We start from the raw sequence: 14,283 nt of genomic DNA, 5'->3' as shown, positions 1-14,283 counted from the left end.
TCCCTGCGCGGTCACGCAGCGCATCGACAGGAGAACCCCTCGTGCCGAAGTCACGTATCCGCAAGAAGGACGAGTTCACGCCGCCGCCCGCGGCCAAGCAGCAGACCACCAGCATCAATCTGTCCAGCGGTCGTCGTTGGGTGGCCCCGCTCATGCTGGCCCTGTTCCTGATCGGTCTCGCCTGGATCGTCGTCTTCTACGTGACCACAGGCGATATGCCGATCGGAGCCTTGGGCAACTGGAACATCGTGGTCGGCTTCGGCTTCATCGCAGCGGGGTTCGTCGTCTCGACCCAGTGGAAGTAGCGACGGTCGCGGGTGCCTGAAGGCGCGCGGCGCAAGCCTTGCCCCAGGATTGCCCACAGAGTTATCCACAGGTCCTGTCCACATGGGGAAAAGGTCGCATGATCTGTGGATAACCCCTCGGCGGTTGACGCCGGTATGACAGGTGGTACGTCCTACGACCCCGCCCAAGGTCCTGATTGTGCAGGGAAAACGCAGGTCAGTGCGATCGCGGACATACGTTCCCCACGCCATGCACAAGATCCGACACCCGCTGTGGACAACTGGCGGTCGCAGTGGCCGCCGGGCTGCTCAGCCGGCGAGTTGCAGGGTCCGTACCCACACCAGAGCGACGACCGCCAGCAAGGCCACCAGACACGTCCCGCGCTGCACGAGGGCCCGGTGCTCACGCGGAGCGTGCACCATGCCGTACGCCACCGCGGCACCGACCACCAGGCCGCCGATGTGCGCCTGCCAGGCGATGTTCGCCCAGGTGAAGGTGAAGACCAGGTTGAGCGCGAGCAGGACCAGGACCGGGCGCATGTCGTACTTCATCCGCCGCATCAGCACGGCAGTGGCACCGAGCAGGCCGAAGATCGCGCCAGAGGCGCCGAGCGAGGGCTGGGCAGGCACCTCGAGGTAGTAGGTCAGGGCGCTTCCGCCGAGGCCGGACAGCAGATACAGCGCTATGAAGCGCACCCGGCCGAGCGCTGCCTCCAGCGGGGGGCCCAGCCACCACAGCGACAGCATGTTGAAGGCGATGTGCATGATCTGCTGGTGCAGGAACATCGCGGTGACCAGCCGGTACCACTGCCCCTCGGCGACGCCCTCCGTGGCGAAGGGGCCGGGCACCCACTGACCGAGCAGGACGAAGTCGCGGACGAACGCGTCGCCGAGCGCGAGCACCGCGATCCAGACCGCCACATTGATGACGATCAGGACCTTGGTCACCAGGCTGGGATCCTGGGCGATCGTGCCGCCGGCGATGGTGCGCGGCCGGGTCGCGTACGCCGCGTGGCCGGTGCCGGATCCGGTCTGTACGCACTCCGGGCACTGGAAGCCGACGGAGGCGCTGACCATGCACTCCGGGCAGATAGGGCGCTCGCAGCGGGTGCAGCTGATGCCGGTGGCACGGTCGGGGTGGCGGTAGCAGCCGGGGGTGCCGCCGGCGTCGGCGGGAGTCCCCGGGCTTCCTGGCGCCTGATCCATCGGTCCCTCGTCTCCCTCCGCATCCGGACACCCGGCCCGGGGATCGTATTCGGGCAATACACCGCCCCGCCCGTCATACGACGGGCGGGGCCGGGTTGGTTCCCGTTCGGTCAGCCCTCGCGGGTCACCACGGTCACCGTCTCGATCTCGACGTCCTGCACCGGTCGGTCAGTGCGCGGGTTTGTCTTGACGGCGGCGATGGCGTCGACGACCTTCTGGCTCTTCTGGTCGACGACCTCGCCGAAGATCGTGTGCTTGTTGGTGAGCCACGCGGTGGGGGCGACGGTGATGAAGAACTGCGAGCCGTTGGTGCCCGGACCGGCGTTGGCCATGGCGAGCAGATACGGCTTGCTGAAGGAGAGGTCGGGGTGGAACTCGTCGCCGAACTCGTACCCCGGGCCGCCGGTGCCGTTGCCCAGCGGGTCGCCGCCCTGGATCATGAAGCCGCTGATCACGCGGTGGAAGACCGTGCCGTCGTACAGCCTGTCGGTGGACTTCTTGCCGGTCGCGGGGTGCGTCCACTCGCGAGTGCCCTCGGCGAGCTCGACGAAGTTCTTGACCGTCTTCGGCGCGTGGTTCGGCAGGAGCCGGATCTCGATGTCGCCGTGGTTGGTCTTCAGGGTGGCGTAGAGCTGCTCAGCCACGATCTGCCTTCCGTAGTTTTCTCTGACGTTCACCGATCCTCGCACGGACCGCCCGTCCGCCGCCCGACCGCTGCGGCTGATCGTGCTCGCCCAACCTTTCCGGAGGGTGCGGCGAACCCACCAGGGTAGCCACCGAATTGGTACGTACTTCGTCGACGGCATGCCCTCTTCGGAAGAACCTTCTGGCGGAGAATCTTGGGTCGTCGTGGTCGAGCGTGACCCGGATGCTCGTCCGCACATGCCGTACGGCCAACAAGCGGGCATGATCTCTTATCGGGTGGAAAGGCGAAAATCGTACGCCACCGAGGAGGAGGATCCCGTGACCCGCATCGACAGCGTGCGCGCGGCCACCGGCACCGCGAGGGACAGCGTGCTGCACGCCGCGGAGGTGGTGGCACCCTACGCCGGCACGGCCAAGAACCAGGCTGTGCACTACGCGCACGAGGCCCGCCTACGGCTGGCCCCCAAGGTGTCCCACGCCGCACAACAGGCCCGTGACACCGCACACGTCCAATACTGTGCGCACGTCCAGCCGCGCCTTCGGCAGGGTCTCCGGCAGGCCCGCGGTTCCCTGCCACCGAAGGTCGACCACGCCGCTCAACGCGCCGCCAAGGGCGCCCGCAGGGCGGCACGACAGGCCGCCGACTACACCGTTCCCCGAGTCGGGCACATGGCGGCCGCCGCCGAGCCGGTCCGCGAGGAGGCAGTGCAGCGCACCACGGCGGCGCTCGCCGCGCTCCGCGGGCGGGTAAGGCCCGCGGAGATCGACAGGCTGGTGAGGAAGCGTCGCCGCCGGGCCGCGGGCGGCCGCGCGGCGAAGCGGCTGATGGTGTTCGGTCTGCTGGCGGGAGGTGTCGTCGCCGCCTGGAGGTGGTGGGACAAGCAGGCCCACCCGGACTGGCTGGTCGAGCCCCCGGAAGCGACGGAGCTCGGCGACCGGCCGCCGCTAACGTCGGTGGACGGCAACGAAGCCCCTCTCGACCCGGAGGTCCAGGCGAAGCAGGCGGAGCGGCGCGGCGACGAGGGCTGACCCACTCAGCACACTGGCACCAACAGCCGGGCGGCGGGAGACCCGATGGTCTCCCGCCGCCCGATTTGCGCACACGTGCCATACCACAAAGCCCCCTGAAGCTGCGTTTCCACAGTTCAGCAGACATTTAGCGGGTGGAGCCTAGGGGAGTCGAACCCCTGACATCTGCCATGCAAAGACAGCGCTCTACCAACTGAGCTAAGGCCCCAAGGGTGGATGGCCGAGCCACTGCGCCATCGCGCCGGGCCGACCGCCGCAGACCAGAGTACCGGGTGTTCCGGAAGATCTCACAAACGGATCAGGGACTCCCGATCGCCCATCACTCTCCGTAGGATGTCGCGCGCGAGGTTCGCAGCAGCGAAGGGGAGTCGTCATGGACGCAGCACAGCAGGAAGCCACCGCCAGAGCCCGTGAGCTGCAGCGCAGCTGGTATGGCGAACCGCTGGGCACTCTCTTTCGCCGACTCATCGACGACCTCGGGCTCAACCAAGCACGACTGGCCGCTGTGCTGGGCCTGTCCGCCCCGATGCTGTCGCAGCTGATGAGCGGTCAGCGAGCGAAAATCGGAAACCCAGCTGTCGTCCAACGGGTGCAGGCCCTCCAGGAGTTGGCGGGTCAGGTCGCTGACGGCAGCATCAGCGCCGCCGAGGCCGCACACCGCATGGAGGAGATCAAGAAGACCTCCGGGGGTTCCGTGCTGAGCACCACCACCCAGTCCACGTCCAGCTCCGGTGCGCCGACCGTACGGCGCGTGGTGCGCGAGATCCAGTCGCTGCTGCGGTCCGTCGCGGCAGCGGGGGACATCATCGAAGCGGCGGACGTGCTCGCCTCCACCCAGCCGGAGCTGGCAGAGTTTCTCCGGGTGTACGGCGCCGGGCGAACCGCCGAGGCTGTCGCCCACTACGAGGCACACCAGAGCTGAGTATCGAGGGGCGACGAGGGGCGGACACGGCGCAATGGGTGAGGTCTTCGCCAGCCGGTACGAACTGATCGATCCGATCGGGCGAGGAGGCGTGGGCGCCGTCTGGCGCGCCTGGGACCACCGGAGGCGGCGCTACGTCGCGGCGAAGGTACTGCAGCAGAGCGACGCGCACTCGCTGCTGCGGTTCGTGCGCGAGCAGGCGCTGCGGATCGACCACCCGCATGTGCTGGCTCCGGCGAGCTGGGCGGCGGACGACGACAAGGTCCTGTTCACCATGGATCTCGTGAGCGGCGGCTCCCTCGCTCACCTCATCGGGGACTACGGCCCCTTGCCGCCCCGCTTCGTCTGCACGCTGCTCGACCAGTTGCTGGCGGGTCTCACCGCCGTGCACGCCGAGGGCGTGGTGCACCGCGATATCAAGCCGGCCAACATCCTCCTCGAGTGCACCGGAACCGGGCGGCCGCATCTGCGGCTGTCCGATTTCGGCATTTCGATGCGCAAGGGTGAGCCCCGGCTGACGGAGACCAACTATGTGGTGGGCACGCCCGGTTACTTCGCGCCCGAGCAGATGATGGGCGCCGAGCCGGACTTCCCCGCCGATCTGTTCGCGGTTGGCCTGGTCGCGCTGTATTTGCTGATCGGCAGGAAGCCCGATTCCCAGGCGATCGTGGAGCACTTCGCGGCGCATGGGGTGCCGAGCGCGCCCGAGGGCGTGCCGGATCCGCTGTGGCAGGTGATCGCGAGCATGCTGCAGCCGAACCCGCAGGCCCGGTTCCGTACGGCCACGGGGGCGCGTAAGGCGCTCACCGCCGCCGTCGACATGCTGCCCGACGCCACCATCGAGGACGAAGTGGTCGAGGTCTTCGACCACTTGGGACCGCTGCCTGCCGGCTTCGGCCCGGATGGCCCGGTCCAGGAAGAGCCCACGCAGGGTGGGCCGGTGCAGGACGAGGGGGTGCCGGGCGGGCCGTACGCGGCAGCCGATGCCGGCCCACCACCAGCCGCCGCACCCCCTTCGATGTCGCAGACCGGCAGCTTTCAACTGGCGCCTCCCGCGCCACAACCCAACCCTCCCGAGCAGCCCGGCACCCCACCGACGCCCACCCCCACGCCGGCATCTCCTCACGCGTACGAGCCCGCTGCTTCGCATCCCCCCGCCCCCTTTCCGATGGCGACGCCCGCGACGCCGGACGAGTCCCGGACGCCGACCACCGCGGTGCACCACGATTACGCTCCTACTCGTCCATACACCGCCCAGGGCCAACAGGTTCCCGTCCAGGCCCCTTCCTCGGCGTCCCCGACGCAGCCCGCCCCGCAACGCCGACCGGGACCGCCCCCGAAGGTGGCGATCCCGGTGCTGGTCATGGCACTGCTGTGCTTCGCGGTCGGCTTCTGGGCGCTGGCCGCGAGCTGACTCACCAACCGCCCGGCGGCCCGTATCGTTGATCCTGCGGCTCCGGCCGGCCCTGTTGCGGCGACTGGTGCATCTGGTGCGGCGGCTGGTGAGGTTGGTACGGCTGCGGCTGCGGCTGACGGGGCTGTCCCGTGTGTACGGGCGCGCCGGCCGCCGGTGCGCGCCGCCGGGCCAGGAGCGTCCATGCGCCCAGCCCGAGCAGCAGGACCGTCCCGGCCCCGAGACTCACGACCGCGACGAGCTGCAACCTGTCGCTCCTCGCGGCGTCCTCGGCGGTCAGGCCATGGTCGGCCATGTCCTGGTCCTTCGTGGTGACTCCGAATCCCGCCCGGACCTCATCTCCGCGGTAGTCGGGACCGCGCTGCGGGTCGCCCTTGACGTCGACGCGCAGGGTGAGATCGGCCCCATCCTTGAAGAACTGCGCCATGTCGGGGTGCAGGGAGACGGCGAGGTAGTACCAGCCGGCGAAGCGCATCGCGTTGGTCCCGCTCGTGCTGCTGAAGCGGTTGCCGTAGTCCGCAGGCGCGGTGAAAAGCCCTGCCGACTCCTGCTCTCCGTCGTACGAGGTGAAGTTGTCGCCCTTCACCAGACCGCGTGCCGGGTTGTACGCGGTCAGGCCGAGCGCATCGGGTACGAAACCGGTGGACGGATCCTCCGCGTTGGGGGAATTCGGCAGCTGCGCACTCACATTGAGCTGCTGACCCCAGTCCACGGGCACCCGGTAGAACCGCGTCTCACCCGGCCTGATCGTGTCTCGCCAGACACCCTTGCCGACCGACCCCGCGTCGTTGAAGCCGGTGCCGCCCTTGGCCTGCATCTTCGTGGGGCTGGTGAGCGGCGCGGGCGTCGCCGAACTCCAACTGCCCTCGCCCGGCTCGGCTGGTGCGGCGCCCTTCAGACCGGGCTCGGACATGTAGTGGATCTCGATCGGCCACGCACCGGGGGCGGAGGCGACGTCTCCCTTCCGTTCCACCTTGAAGACATACGGGCCCTCGGTCTGACAGTCCGTATCGGTCCCGCCGATCATCCGGGAGGCGTAGTCGGCGATCGGATACGCCATGCCGTCACCGCCGAAGGTCGCGTCGCCGCCGGTGTCGCACTCGGTGCCGTGGATGTCCTCCAGCGTCACCTTGAGTCCGTCGCCGTAGTCCGCGACGTTGGTCCCGGGCCTGGGCGCGGCCACGGCCGAGATGAAAGCACTGGACTTGGCATCCAGGTTGACGCTGTAGTACTTCTCCTCGCCCTGCTTGATGGTGTCGGTGTACGTGCCGGGGTTGAGCGGGGGCCCGTCGGTACTGCTCGCCGCACCCTCCACCCGCTCGGCGCCCTCGGCCGTCCGGTACGTCGGCAGCCGTTCCGGCCCGTCGGCCATGGCCTGCCCCGGCAGCGCCGCCATCGTGCACAGCGCCGCCATCGCCGCCAGGCCGCTGCCTCCCCACCCGCGCCGCGTCACCACGAGCCACTCCTCATCGCAGTCGTGCTCCTGCTCTTCCTCCACGCCACCCACGTACGCCGACGCGAGGCCGGGCAGGAGCGCAGTGCCCGTGCCGCCCCTTCCGCCCGCGACGGCAGCGATCTGCGGGCCAATCGCAATCCTCCACTCCCGCCCTCCCCGTTGTCTCCCGAGGTCCGTAAATCGGCCGTCTCCCAGGGCGCGTTGTGCTGTGGCCCGCTCTTCTCCTGGCCGAGGACGACGACGCCCCCGCAGACCCGTAGCTCGACTTTGCTCAAGCAAGCTACAGATTCGCTTACGCAAAGACAAGGCGGGGCGCGTCACAGCCTCGAAACAGCCGGTCCGGACAGCACGAAGCCCCGGCCGCATAGCAGCCGGGGCCTGTCAGCTCTTCGTCTCACACGCCGGAACCTGACGGCACGGAGTCGGTCGCCTCCGTCCACAGATCCTGCTCGGCGCGATCCGCCTGGATCTGGCGGTACACGAGGAGCCCGCCGATGGCGGCCAGTGCGACCAGGAGAAGCTTCTTCACCGCGCGACCTCGTCTTTCTATGACGTAGGGGACCTCTGGCGCCCGACTATACACACCGACCGATACCGTTCGGTGACCTTTGCCCGGCCCACCTCGCAGACCACTGCGGGCGGCCGTCCGCCCGATCACCGTCCGTCGGCCCCGGCACCGATCCAGCACGCTGCGGGCCTGGCTCAGGTGCACCTGCGGGCAGTAAAGGAAGGTCGACCTACCTGCCCAAGAATCACGGGGAGGTTGTCTTAAAGGGAGGTGGCCAGAAGGCCGACAGCAGTCAGGAGATGGGCAGTTCGCATACTGCGGGGCATGACAAACAGAGCCCCGCACCGCCGAACGGCTGGTGCGGGGCCCTGCGTTACGCGTCAGATAGCGAAGGCCGGGGTGTGTCCGTGGGCCTTGATCTGGACGTAGATCTTGGTGCCGTCAGGGAACTTGACGGACTTGTCGAAGTCCCACTCGGTCCGGTAGACGTGGCTGATCTCGCCGACGTACTTCGCCTTCTTCCAGCCGCCCCACGGCTTGGCCTTGTGGTGAGGCTTCTTGACGATCTTCCGCATGTAGTAGGTGCCGCCCTTCTTGGGGGCGGTGTAGTCGCCGGAGAGGTCGTAGAGGCGGTTGGTCTTCTTGTCCGCCACGACCAGCGTTGCCTTGGTGTGCGCCTTGTTCGAAACGCTGTAGAACTTCTTCGCCGCGTAGGCGGCAGGACCAGTGAGCAGGGCGGCGGCGGTCATACCGCCGACCAGCAGGACACTGACAGTGTTTCGGGTGATACACATGGTCATAGAGTGTTTTGTCTCCCCGTGTGCCGCGCATCCCAGCGGAGCCCCGTGCCCCGGGTGTCGCGGCTATCAAGATCTAACCTAGTGGTCGCCTCTGACAGCCACGTACTCCGGGACCCCGAGCTCCGCACGGTGCAGCACCTGGGCGCCGAGTGCTACGACGAACGCCCTGCGGCTGACCAGTGAACACCGAAGCCCACTCAGCGGCCTGTTGGGGGGCGAAAAGCCATCGGGTTGACGTAACGCGCAGACGTCAAAGACCCCCAGCCGTGATCGGTTGGGGGTCTGGGAGCTGGTGGGGCTAACAGGACTTGAACCTGTGGCCTCTTCCTTATCAGGGAAGCGCTCTAACCGTCTGAGCTATAGCCCCGCGCTGCACCGAAAGGTTAGCGCACCTGCGGCCATGTCCCAAAATCGGTTCCTCTGGGCCGCTGATCAGCGTTACTCGTCCTCTGCCAGGGTGAGCTCGACGCCACCGACGAATCCCGCGGAGAGGTTGTAGATAAACGCCCCGAGCGTGGCGAGTGCCGTGGCCAGCACCACGTCGATGACGGCGATGATCGAGGTGAACATGAGCACGCGCGGCAGAGACAGGAACGACTGCAGGTCGAAACCGTTGCTGTCATTCGACCCCGTCGCCTCGCTGATCGTCGCGCCGACGGTGCTGAAGACGCCCATCGCGTCCATCACCACCCACAGCACGGCGACGGCCACGATCGTGCATATTCCCAGCGCGATGGAGAGCAGAAAGCTGACCTTCATCACCGACCACGGGTCCGCCTTCGCCACACGAAGCCGCGCCTTGCGTGTCCGCGGCACCGTACGAGCTCCGGTTCGCGGCCGTCGTACGGCCTGCTGGCCTGCGTCGCCCGGCCCACCGACCGCAGGGGACGGGTACGCCTGCGGCGGGTGGTACGGGTAGCCGCCTTGAGCCTGCGGCTGTGACTGCTGCTGCCCTTGTGGCTGAGGCTGCGGCTGGGGCTGCACTGGCAGCTCAGGCTGCGCTTGAGGCTGAGGCTGGGGCTGCGCGTTCGGTTGTGGCTGTGCGGACCCGGCAGCCGCGCCACGGGCGCCCTCCGTCACGGTCGTGGACCTCGAGGACGCGTGCCCCTCGACTCCCGGACCGCCCGACTCGGCGCCCGTGGCTCCACTCACGACTTACTCCTCGTGCTCGTCGGCCTCGGACAGTGCGCCCTCGGCCGCCTCCAAAGCGGCCACTTCGGCTGCGTCGGCCAGTTCCTCGACCTCTTCAGCCTCACGACCCGCCTCGGCGTTCCGGGCGATGCCGACCACGGCATCGCGCTTGCTGAGGTTGATCAGTTGGACGCCCATGGTGTCACGGCCCGTCTCCCTGACCTCATTGACCCGTGTCCGGATCACACCGCCACTCAGCGTGATGGCGAGGATCTCATCGGTCTCCTCGACCACCAGAGCGCCGACCAGTGACCCGCGGTCCTCCACGATCTTGGCGGCCTTGATTCCGAGGCCACCACGACCCTGGATGCGGTATTCGTCGACGTTCGTCCGCTTCGCGTACCCGCCGTCGGTGGCGGTGAACACGAACGTACCGGGCCGAACGACATTCATCGAGAGGAGTTCGTCACCCTCCCGGAAACTCATGCCCTTCACACCCGAGGTAGCGCGCCCCATGGGCCGCAGGGCTTCGTCCGTGGCCGTGAACCGGATCGACTGCGCCTTCTTGCTGATGAGCAGCAGCTCGTCGTCGGCCGACACCAGCTCCGCACCGATCAGCTCGTCCTCGCGGCCGTCCGCCATCTCCCGCAGGTTGATGGCGATCACCCCGCCCGAGCGCGGCGAGTCGTAATCCTTCAGCGAGGTCTTCTTCACCAGACCCGACTTCGTGGCGAGCACCAGATACGGGGCCACCTCGTAATCCCGGACCGCCAGGATCTCGGCGATCTGCTCATCCGGCTGGAACGCCAGGAGATTCGCCACATGCTGCCCGCGCGCGTCCCGGCCGGCGTCCGGCAGCTCGTACGCCTTCGCGCGGTACACCCGTCCCTTGTTGGTGAAGAACAGCAGCCAGTGGTGGGTCGTGGAGACGAAGAAGTGGTCGACGATGTCGTCCTGCTTCAGCTTCGTGCCCCGCACGCCCTTGCCGCCGCGCTTCTGCGAGCGGTAGTCCTCGGTCTTCGTCCGCTTCACATAGCCGCCGCGGGTGATCGTGACGACGATGTCTTCCTCGGCGATCAGGTCCTCCATGGACATGTCGCCGTCGAAGGGCACCAGCTGGCTCCGCCGGTCGTCGCCGTACTTGTCGACGATCGCCGCCAGCTCCGCGCTGACGATCTGCCGCTGCCGCTCCGGCGAGGCCAGGATCGCGTTGTACTCGTTGATCTTCGACTGCAGATCGTCGTGCTCCTGGACGATCTTCTGACGCTCCAGAGCGGCCAGCCGCCTCAGCTGCATCTCCAGGATCGCGTTCGCCTGGAGCTCGTCGATCTCCAGCAGGCCCATCAGGCCCCCACGCGCCACCTCGACCGTCTCACTGCGCCGGATCAGCGCGATGACCTCGTCGATGGCGTCCAGCGCCTTGAGCAGACCGCGCAGGATGTGCGCCCGCTCCTCGGCCTTGCGCAGCCGGAACTTGGTCCGGCGGACGATGACCTCGATCTGGTGCGTGACCCAGTGCCGGATGAAGGCGTCCAGCGACAGCGTGCGCGGCACCCCGTCGACCAGCGCCAGCATGTTGGCACCGAAGTTGGTCTGCAGATCGGTGTGCTTGTAGAGGTTGTTCAGGACGACCTTCGCGACGGCGTCCCGCTTCAGCACGATGACCAGGCGCTGACCGGTACGCGAAGAGGTCTCGTCGCGGACGTCCGCGATCCCGCCGATCCTGCCGTCCTTCACCAGGTCGGCGATCTTCTGCGCCAGGTTGTCCGGATTCACCTGGTACGGCAGCTCGGTGACCACCAGGCACTGCCGGCCCTGGATCTCCTCGACCTCCACCACCGCGCGCATGGTGATCGAGCCGCGCCCGGTGCGGTACGCCTCCTCGATGCCCTTGCGGCCCACGACCAGCGCTCCGGACGGGAAGTCCGGCCCCTTGATCCGCTCGACGAGCGCGTCCAGCAGCTCCTCGTGCGAGGCGTCCGGGTGCTCCAGCGCCCACTGCGCACCCGCCGCCACCTCCCGCAGGTTGTGCGGAGGGATGTTGGTGGCCATCCCGACCGCGATCCCGGCCGACCCGTTGATCAGCAGGTTCGGGAAGCGGGACGGCAGAACCGTCGGCTCCTGGTTCCGGCCGTCGTAGTTGTCCTGGAAGTCGACGGTCTCCTCGTCGATGTCCCGGAGCATCTCCATGGACAGCGGAGCCATCTTGCACTCGGTGTACCGCATGGCGGCCGCCGGGTCGTTGCCCGGCGAACCAAAGTTGCCGTTGGAGTCCACCAGCGGCATGCGCATGGACCAGGGCTGGGCCAGGCGCACCAGGGCGTCGTAGATCGAGGTGTCGCCGTGCGGGTGGTACGTACCCATGACGTCGCCAACGACGCGGGCGCACTTGTAAAAGCCGCGATCAGGCCGGTAGCCGCCGTCGTACATCGCGTACAGCACACGGCGGTGCACCGGCTTGAGACCGTCACGGACGTCGGGCAGCGCACGCGACACGATGACGGACATCGCGTAGTCGAGGTAGCTGCGCTGCATCTCGGTCTCGAGACCGACGGGCTCGACGCGCATGCCCACGCCCTCGACGGTCGCAGGCGTGCCCTCGGGCGTGACGGTGGTCTCGGGGATGTCAGGAGTAGGAATGTCGTCGGCCATTGCTGGTCAACGTCCTTTCGAGGTTCGGGCCCGTGCCTGGCGCAGGCCGGGAGGTGCAGGCCGACTCAGATGTCGAGGAAGCGGACGTCCTTGGCGTTGCGCTGGATGAACGAGCGGCGCGCCTCGACGTCCTCGCCCATCAGCACCGAGAACAGGTCGTCGGCCTGGGCCGCGTCGTCCAGGGACACCTGGCCGAGGACGCGGTGGTCGACGTCCATGGTGGTGACCCGCAGCTCCTCGGCGTTCATCTCGCCCAGACCCTTGAAGCGCTGGACGGAGTCGTCCCTGATCCGCTTGCCGTTCTGCCGCCCCAGCTCGATCAGGGCGTCACGTTCCCGGTCCGAGTACGCGTACTCGAAGTCGTCCCGGCCCCACTTGATCTTGTAGAGCGGCGGGCGGGAGAGGTAGACGTGCCCTGCCTCGACCAACGGCCGCATGAAGCGGAAGAGGAACGTCAGCAGCAGGGTGTTGATGTGCTGGCCGTCGACATCCGCGTCCGCCATGAGAATGATCTTGTGGTAGCGGAGCCTGGAGATCTCGAAGTCCTCGTGGACGCCGGTTCCGAAGGCCGAGATCAACGCCTGGACCTCGTTGTTCTGGAGGATCTTGTCGACGCGCGCCTTCTCGACGTTCAAGATCTTGCCCCGGATCGGCAGGATCGCCTGGTACTCCGGGTTGCGGCCGGACTTCGCCGAGCCGCCCGCAGAGTCACCCTCGACGATGAAGATCTCGCACTTGGTCGGGTCGTTCGACTGGCAGTCGCTCAGCTTGCCCGGCAGCGAGGCGCTCTCCAGCAGACCCTTCCGGCGGGTCAGATCGCGCGCCTTGCGGGCCGCCACACGGGCCGTGGCCGCCTGGATCCCCTTACGGATGATGTCCGCGGCCTCGTTGGGATTACGGTCCAGCCAGTCGGTCAGATGCTCGTGGACGATCTTCTGGACGAAGGTCTTCGCTTCCGTGTTGCCCAGCTTCGTCTTCGTCTGGCCCTCGAACTGCGGCTCGCCCAGCTTGATCGAGATGATCGCGGTCAGACCCTCGCGGATATCCTCGCCCGTGAGGTTGTCGTCCTTCTCCCGCAGCAGCTTCTTGTCCCGCGCGTAGCGGTTGATCAGACCCGTCAGCGCGGCGCGGAAGCCCTCCTCATGAGTGCCGCCCTCATGGGTGTGGATGGTGTTCGCGAAGCTGTAAACACCCTCGCTGTACTGCGAGTTCCACTGCATCGCGATCTCCAGCGAGAGCATCCGCTCAGTGTCCTCGGCATCGATGGAGATCACCGAAGGATGGACCAGATCGCCCTTGCGGGAGTTCAGGTACTTCACGAAGTCGACGATGCCGCCCTCGTAGAAGTACCGGACCGAGAGCGGCCTGCCGTCCTCGTCGACGTGGTCCGGGCGCTCGTCCGTCAACGAGATGGTCAGGCCCTTGTTGAGGAACGCCATCTCCTGGAAGCGCCGCGACAGCGTCTCGAAGGAGTACTCAGTCGTCTCGAAGATGTCGGAATCCGACCAGAACGTGACGGATGTCCCCGTGCTGTCGACCGCCTCGTTCTTCGCCAGCGGCGCCGTCGGCACACCGAGCTTGTAGTCCTGCGTCCACCGGTGACCATCCCGCCGGACATCGACCGACACCTTGCTCGACAGCGCGTTGACCACCGAGACACCGACACCGTGCAGACCGCCGGAGACGGCGTAACCGCCGCCCCCGAACTTGCCGCCCGCGTGCAGGACGGTCAGCACGACCTCCACGGCCGGCTTCCCCTCGGAAGGAACGATGTCCACCGGGATCCCCCGGCCGTTGTCCACAACGCGGACCCCACCGTCGGGCAGGATCGTGACGTCGATGGTGTCGGCATGCCCGGCCAGGGCCTCGTCGACGGAGTTGTCGACGACCTCGTACACAAGGTGGTGCAGGCCCCGCTCACCGGTCGACCCGATGTACATGCCGGGTCGCTTACGGACTGCGTCCAGCCCCTCGAGGACCGTGATCGCGCTCGCGTCGTACAACGGCTTCTCGGGGGTGGCAGCGGTGTTGTTCTCGTTGAGGTTGCCGGAATCGGCCACGAAGCGCCCTTTCTGGCACAGCACAAGCCGTCTCCGGGCATGCGGGAGCGGCTGCGTCGTTCGGTGCTGGTCGACGTGTCCCGCCAGCTGGGCGGGATTGCCCCTAGTCTACCGGTACCGCCGACATGAATGGGGGTTTGCGGGCGCCTGAGTCCGCATGTGCCGCCCTGAACCGC

General features: G+C 67.6%; 12 protein-coding genes and 2 tRNA genes. 4 read left to right on the top strand and 10 right to left on the bottom strand.

Going from position 1 to position 14,283, the window contains the following annotated elements:
* Positions 1 to 41: 41 nt before the first annotated feature.
* Positions 42 to 305 carry a cell division protein CrgA gene (crgA, locus tag ACTWQI_RS06925; RefSeq protein ID WP_443268414.1) on the top strand — a complete coding sequence of 88 codons (264 nt, stop codon included), beginning with the start codon at positions 42 to 44 and terminating at the stop codon, positions 303 to 305.
* Positions 306 to 593: 288 nt separating this feature from the next.
* Here crgA and ACTWQI_RS06920 read toward each other — a convergent pair whose 3' ends face one another.
* Both ACTWQI_RS06920 and ACTWQI_RS06915 read right to left on the bottom strand, forming a co-directional pair.
* Positions 594 to 1,490: a rhomboid family intramembrane serine protease gene (locus ACTWQI_RS06920; protein ID WP_443268413.1), complete on the bottom strand. Its 897-nt coding sequence runs from the start codon at positions 1,488 to 1,490 to the stop codon at positions 594 to 596.
* A gap of 110 nt (positions 1,491 to 1,600) precedes the next feature.
* Complete coding sequence (locus ACTWQI_RS06915) at positions 1,601 to 2,134, bottom strand: peptidylprolyl isomerase (RefSeq protein ID WP_443268672.1); 534 nt, start codon at positions 2,132 to 2,134, stop codon at positions 1,601 to 1,603.
* 319 nt (positions 2,135 to 2,453) lie between these two features.
* On the opposite strand from ACTWQI_RS06915, the gene ACTWQI_RS06910 reads away from it, so the two are divergent.
* A complete protein-coding gene (locus ACTWQI_RS06910; protein ID WP_443268411.1) occupies positions 2,454 to 3,164 on the top strand; it encodes a DUF5324 family protein in 711 nt (236 codons plus the stop codon).
* A 135-nt stretch (positions 3,165 to 3,299) separates the two neighbouring features.
* Here ACTWQI_RS06910 and ACTWQI_RS06905 read toward each other — a convergent pair.
* Positions 3,300 to 3,372 (bottom strand) — tRNA-Ala (locus tag ACTWQI_RS06905).
* Positions 3,373 to 3,537: 165 nt separating this feature from the next.
* Here ACTWQI_RS06905 and ACTWQI_RS06900 point away from each other — a divergent pair.
* Both ACTWQI_RS06900 and ACTWQI_RS06895 read left to right on the top strand, forming a co-directional pair.
* Positions 3,538 to 4,086, top strand: coding sequence for a helix-turn-helix domain-containing protein (locus ACTWQI_RS06900; RefSeq protein ID WP_443268409.1), 549 nt, complete (start codon positions 3,538 to 3,540; stop codon positions 4,084 to 4,086).
* 34 nt (positions 4,087 to 4,120) lie between these two features.
* The gene (locus ACTWQI_RS06895; protein ID WP_443268407.1) at positions 4,121 to 5,500 is read left to right on the top strand and encodes a protein kinase domain-containing protein; all 1,380 of its coding nucleotides are present in this window, start codon (positions 4,121 to 4,123) and stop codon (positions 5,498 to 5,500) included.
* 1 nt (position 5,501) lies between these two features.
* Here ACTWQI_RS06895 and ACTWQI_RS06890 read toward each other — a convergent pair whose 3' ends face one another.
* The 7 genes from ACTWQI_RS06890 to gyrB all read right to left on the bottom strand — a co-directional run bounded on the left by ACTWQI_RS06890 (position 5,502) and on the right by gyrB (position 14,131).
* Positions 5,502 to 6,998: a hypothetical protein gene (locus tag ACTWQI_RS06890; RefSeq protein ID WP_443268405.1), complete on the bottom strand. Its 1,497-nt coding sequence runs from the start codon at positions 6,996 to 6,998 to the stop codon at positions 5,502 to 5,504.
* Between the two features lie 352 nt (positions 6,999 to 7,350).
* The gene (locus ACTWQI_RS06885; RefSeq protein WP_208809277.1) at positions 7,351 to 7,485 is read right to left on the bottom strand and encodes a DLW-39 family protein; all 135 of its coding nucleotides are present in this window, start codon (positions 7,483 to 7,485) and stop codon (positions 7,351 to 7,353) included.
* 359 nt (positions 7,486 to 7,844) lie between these two features.
* Entirely contained in the window at positions 7,845 to 8,258 is a 414-nt protein-coding gene (locus tag ACTWQI_RS06880) for a hypothetical protein (protein ID WP_443268403.1), read from the bottom strand.
* A 296-nt stretch (positions 8,259 to 8,554) separates the two neighbouring features.
* Positions 8,555 to 8,631, bottom strand: a tRNA-Ile gene (locus ACTWQI_RS06875).
* A 71-nt stretch (positions 8,632 to 8,702) separates the two neighbouring features.
* Positions 8,703 to 9,248: a DUF3566 domain-containing protein gene (locus tag ACTWQI_RS06870; RefSeq protein WP_443268402.1), complete on the bottom strand. Its 546-nt coding sequence runs from the start codon at positions 9,246 to 9,248 to the stop codon at positions 8,703 to 8,705.
* A gap of 171 nt (positions 9,249 to 9,419) precedes the next feature.
* Positions 9,420 to 12,047: a DNA gyrase subunit A gene (gyrA, locus tag ACTWQI_RS06865; RefSeq protein WP_443268400.1), complete on the bottom strand. Its 2,628-nt coding sequence runs from the start codon at positions 12,045 to 12,047 to the stop codon at positions 9,420 to 9,422.
* A gap of 65 nt (positions 12,048 to 12,112) precedes the next feature.
* Entirely contained in the window at positions 12,113 to 14,131 is a 2,019-nt protein-coding gene (gyrB, locus tag ACTWQI_RS06860) for a DNA topoisomerase (ATP-hydrolyzing) subunit B (RefSeq protein WP_443268398.1), read from the bottom strand.
* Positions 14,132 to 14,283: the final 152 nt, after the last annotated feature.

Source organism: Streptomyces sp. KR80 (assembly GCF_052245555.1).
Classification (GTDB): Bacteria; Actinomycetota; Actinomycetes; order Streptomycetales; family Streptomycetaceae; genus Streptomyces.
This window is presented reverse-complemented; position numbering and strand designations above follow the sequence as displayed.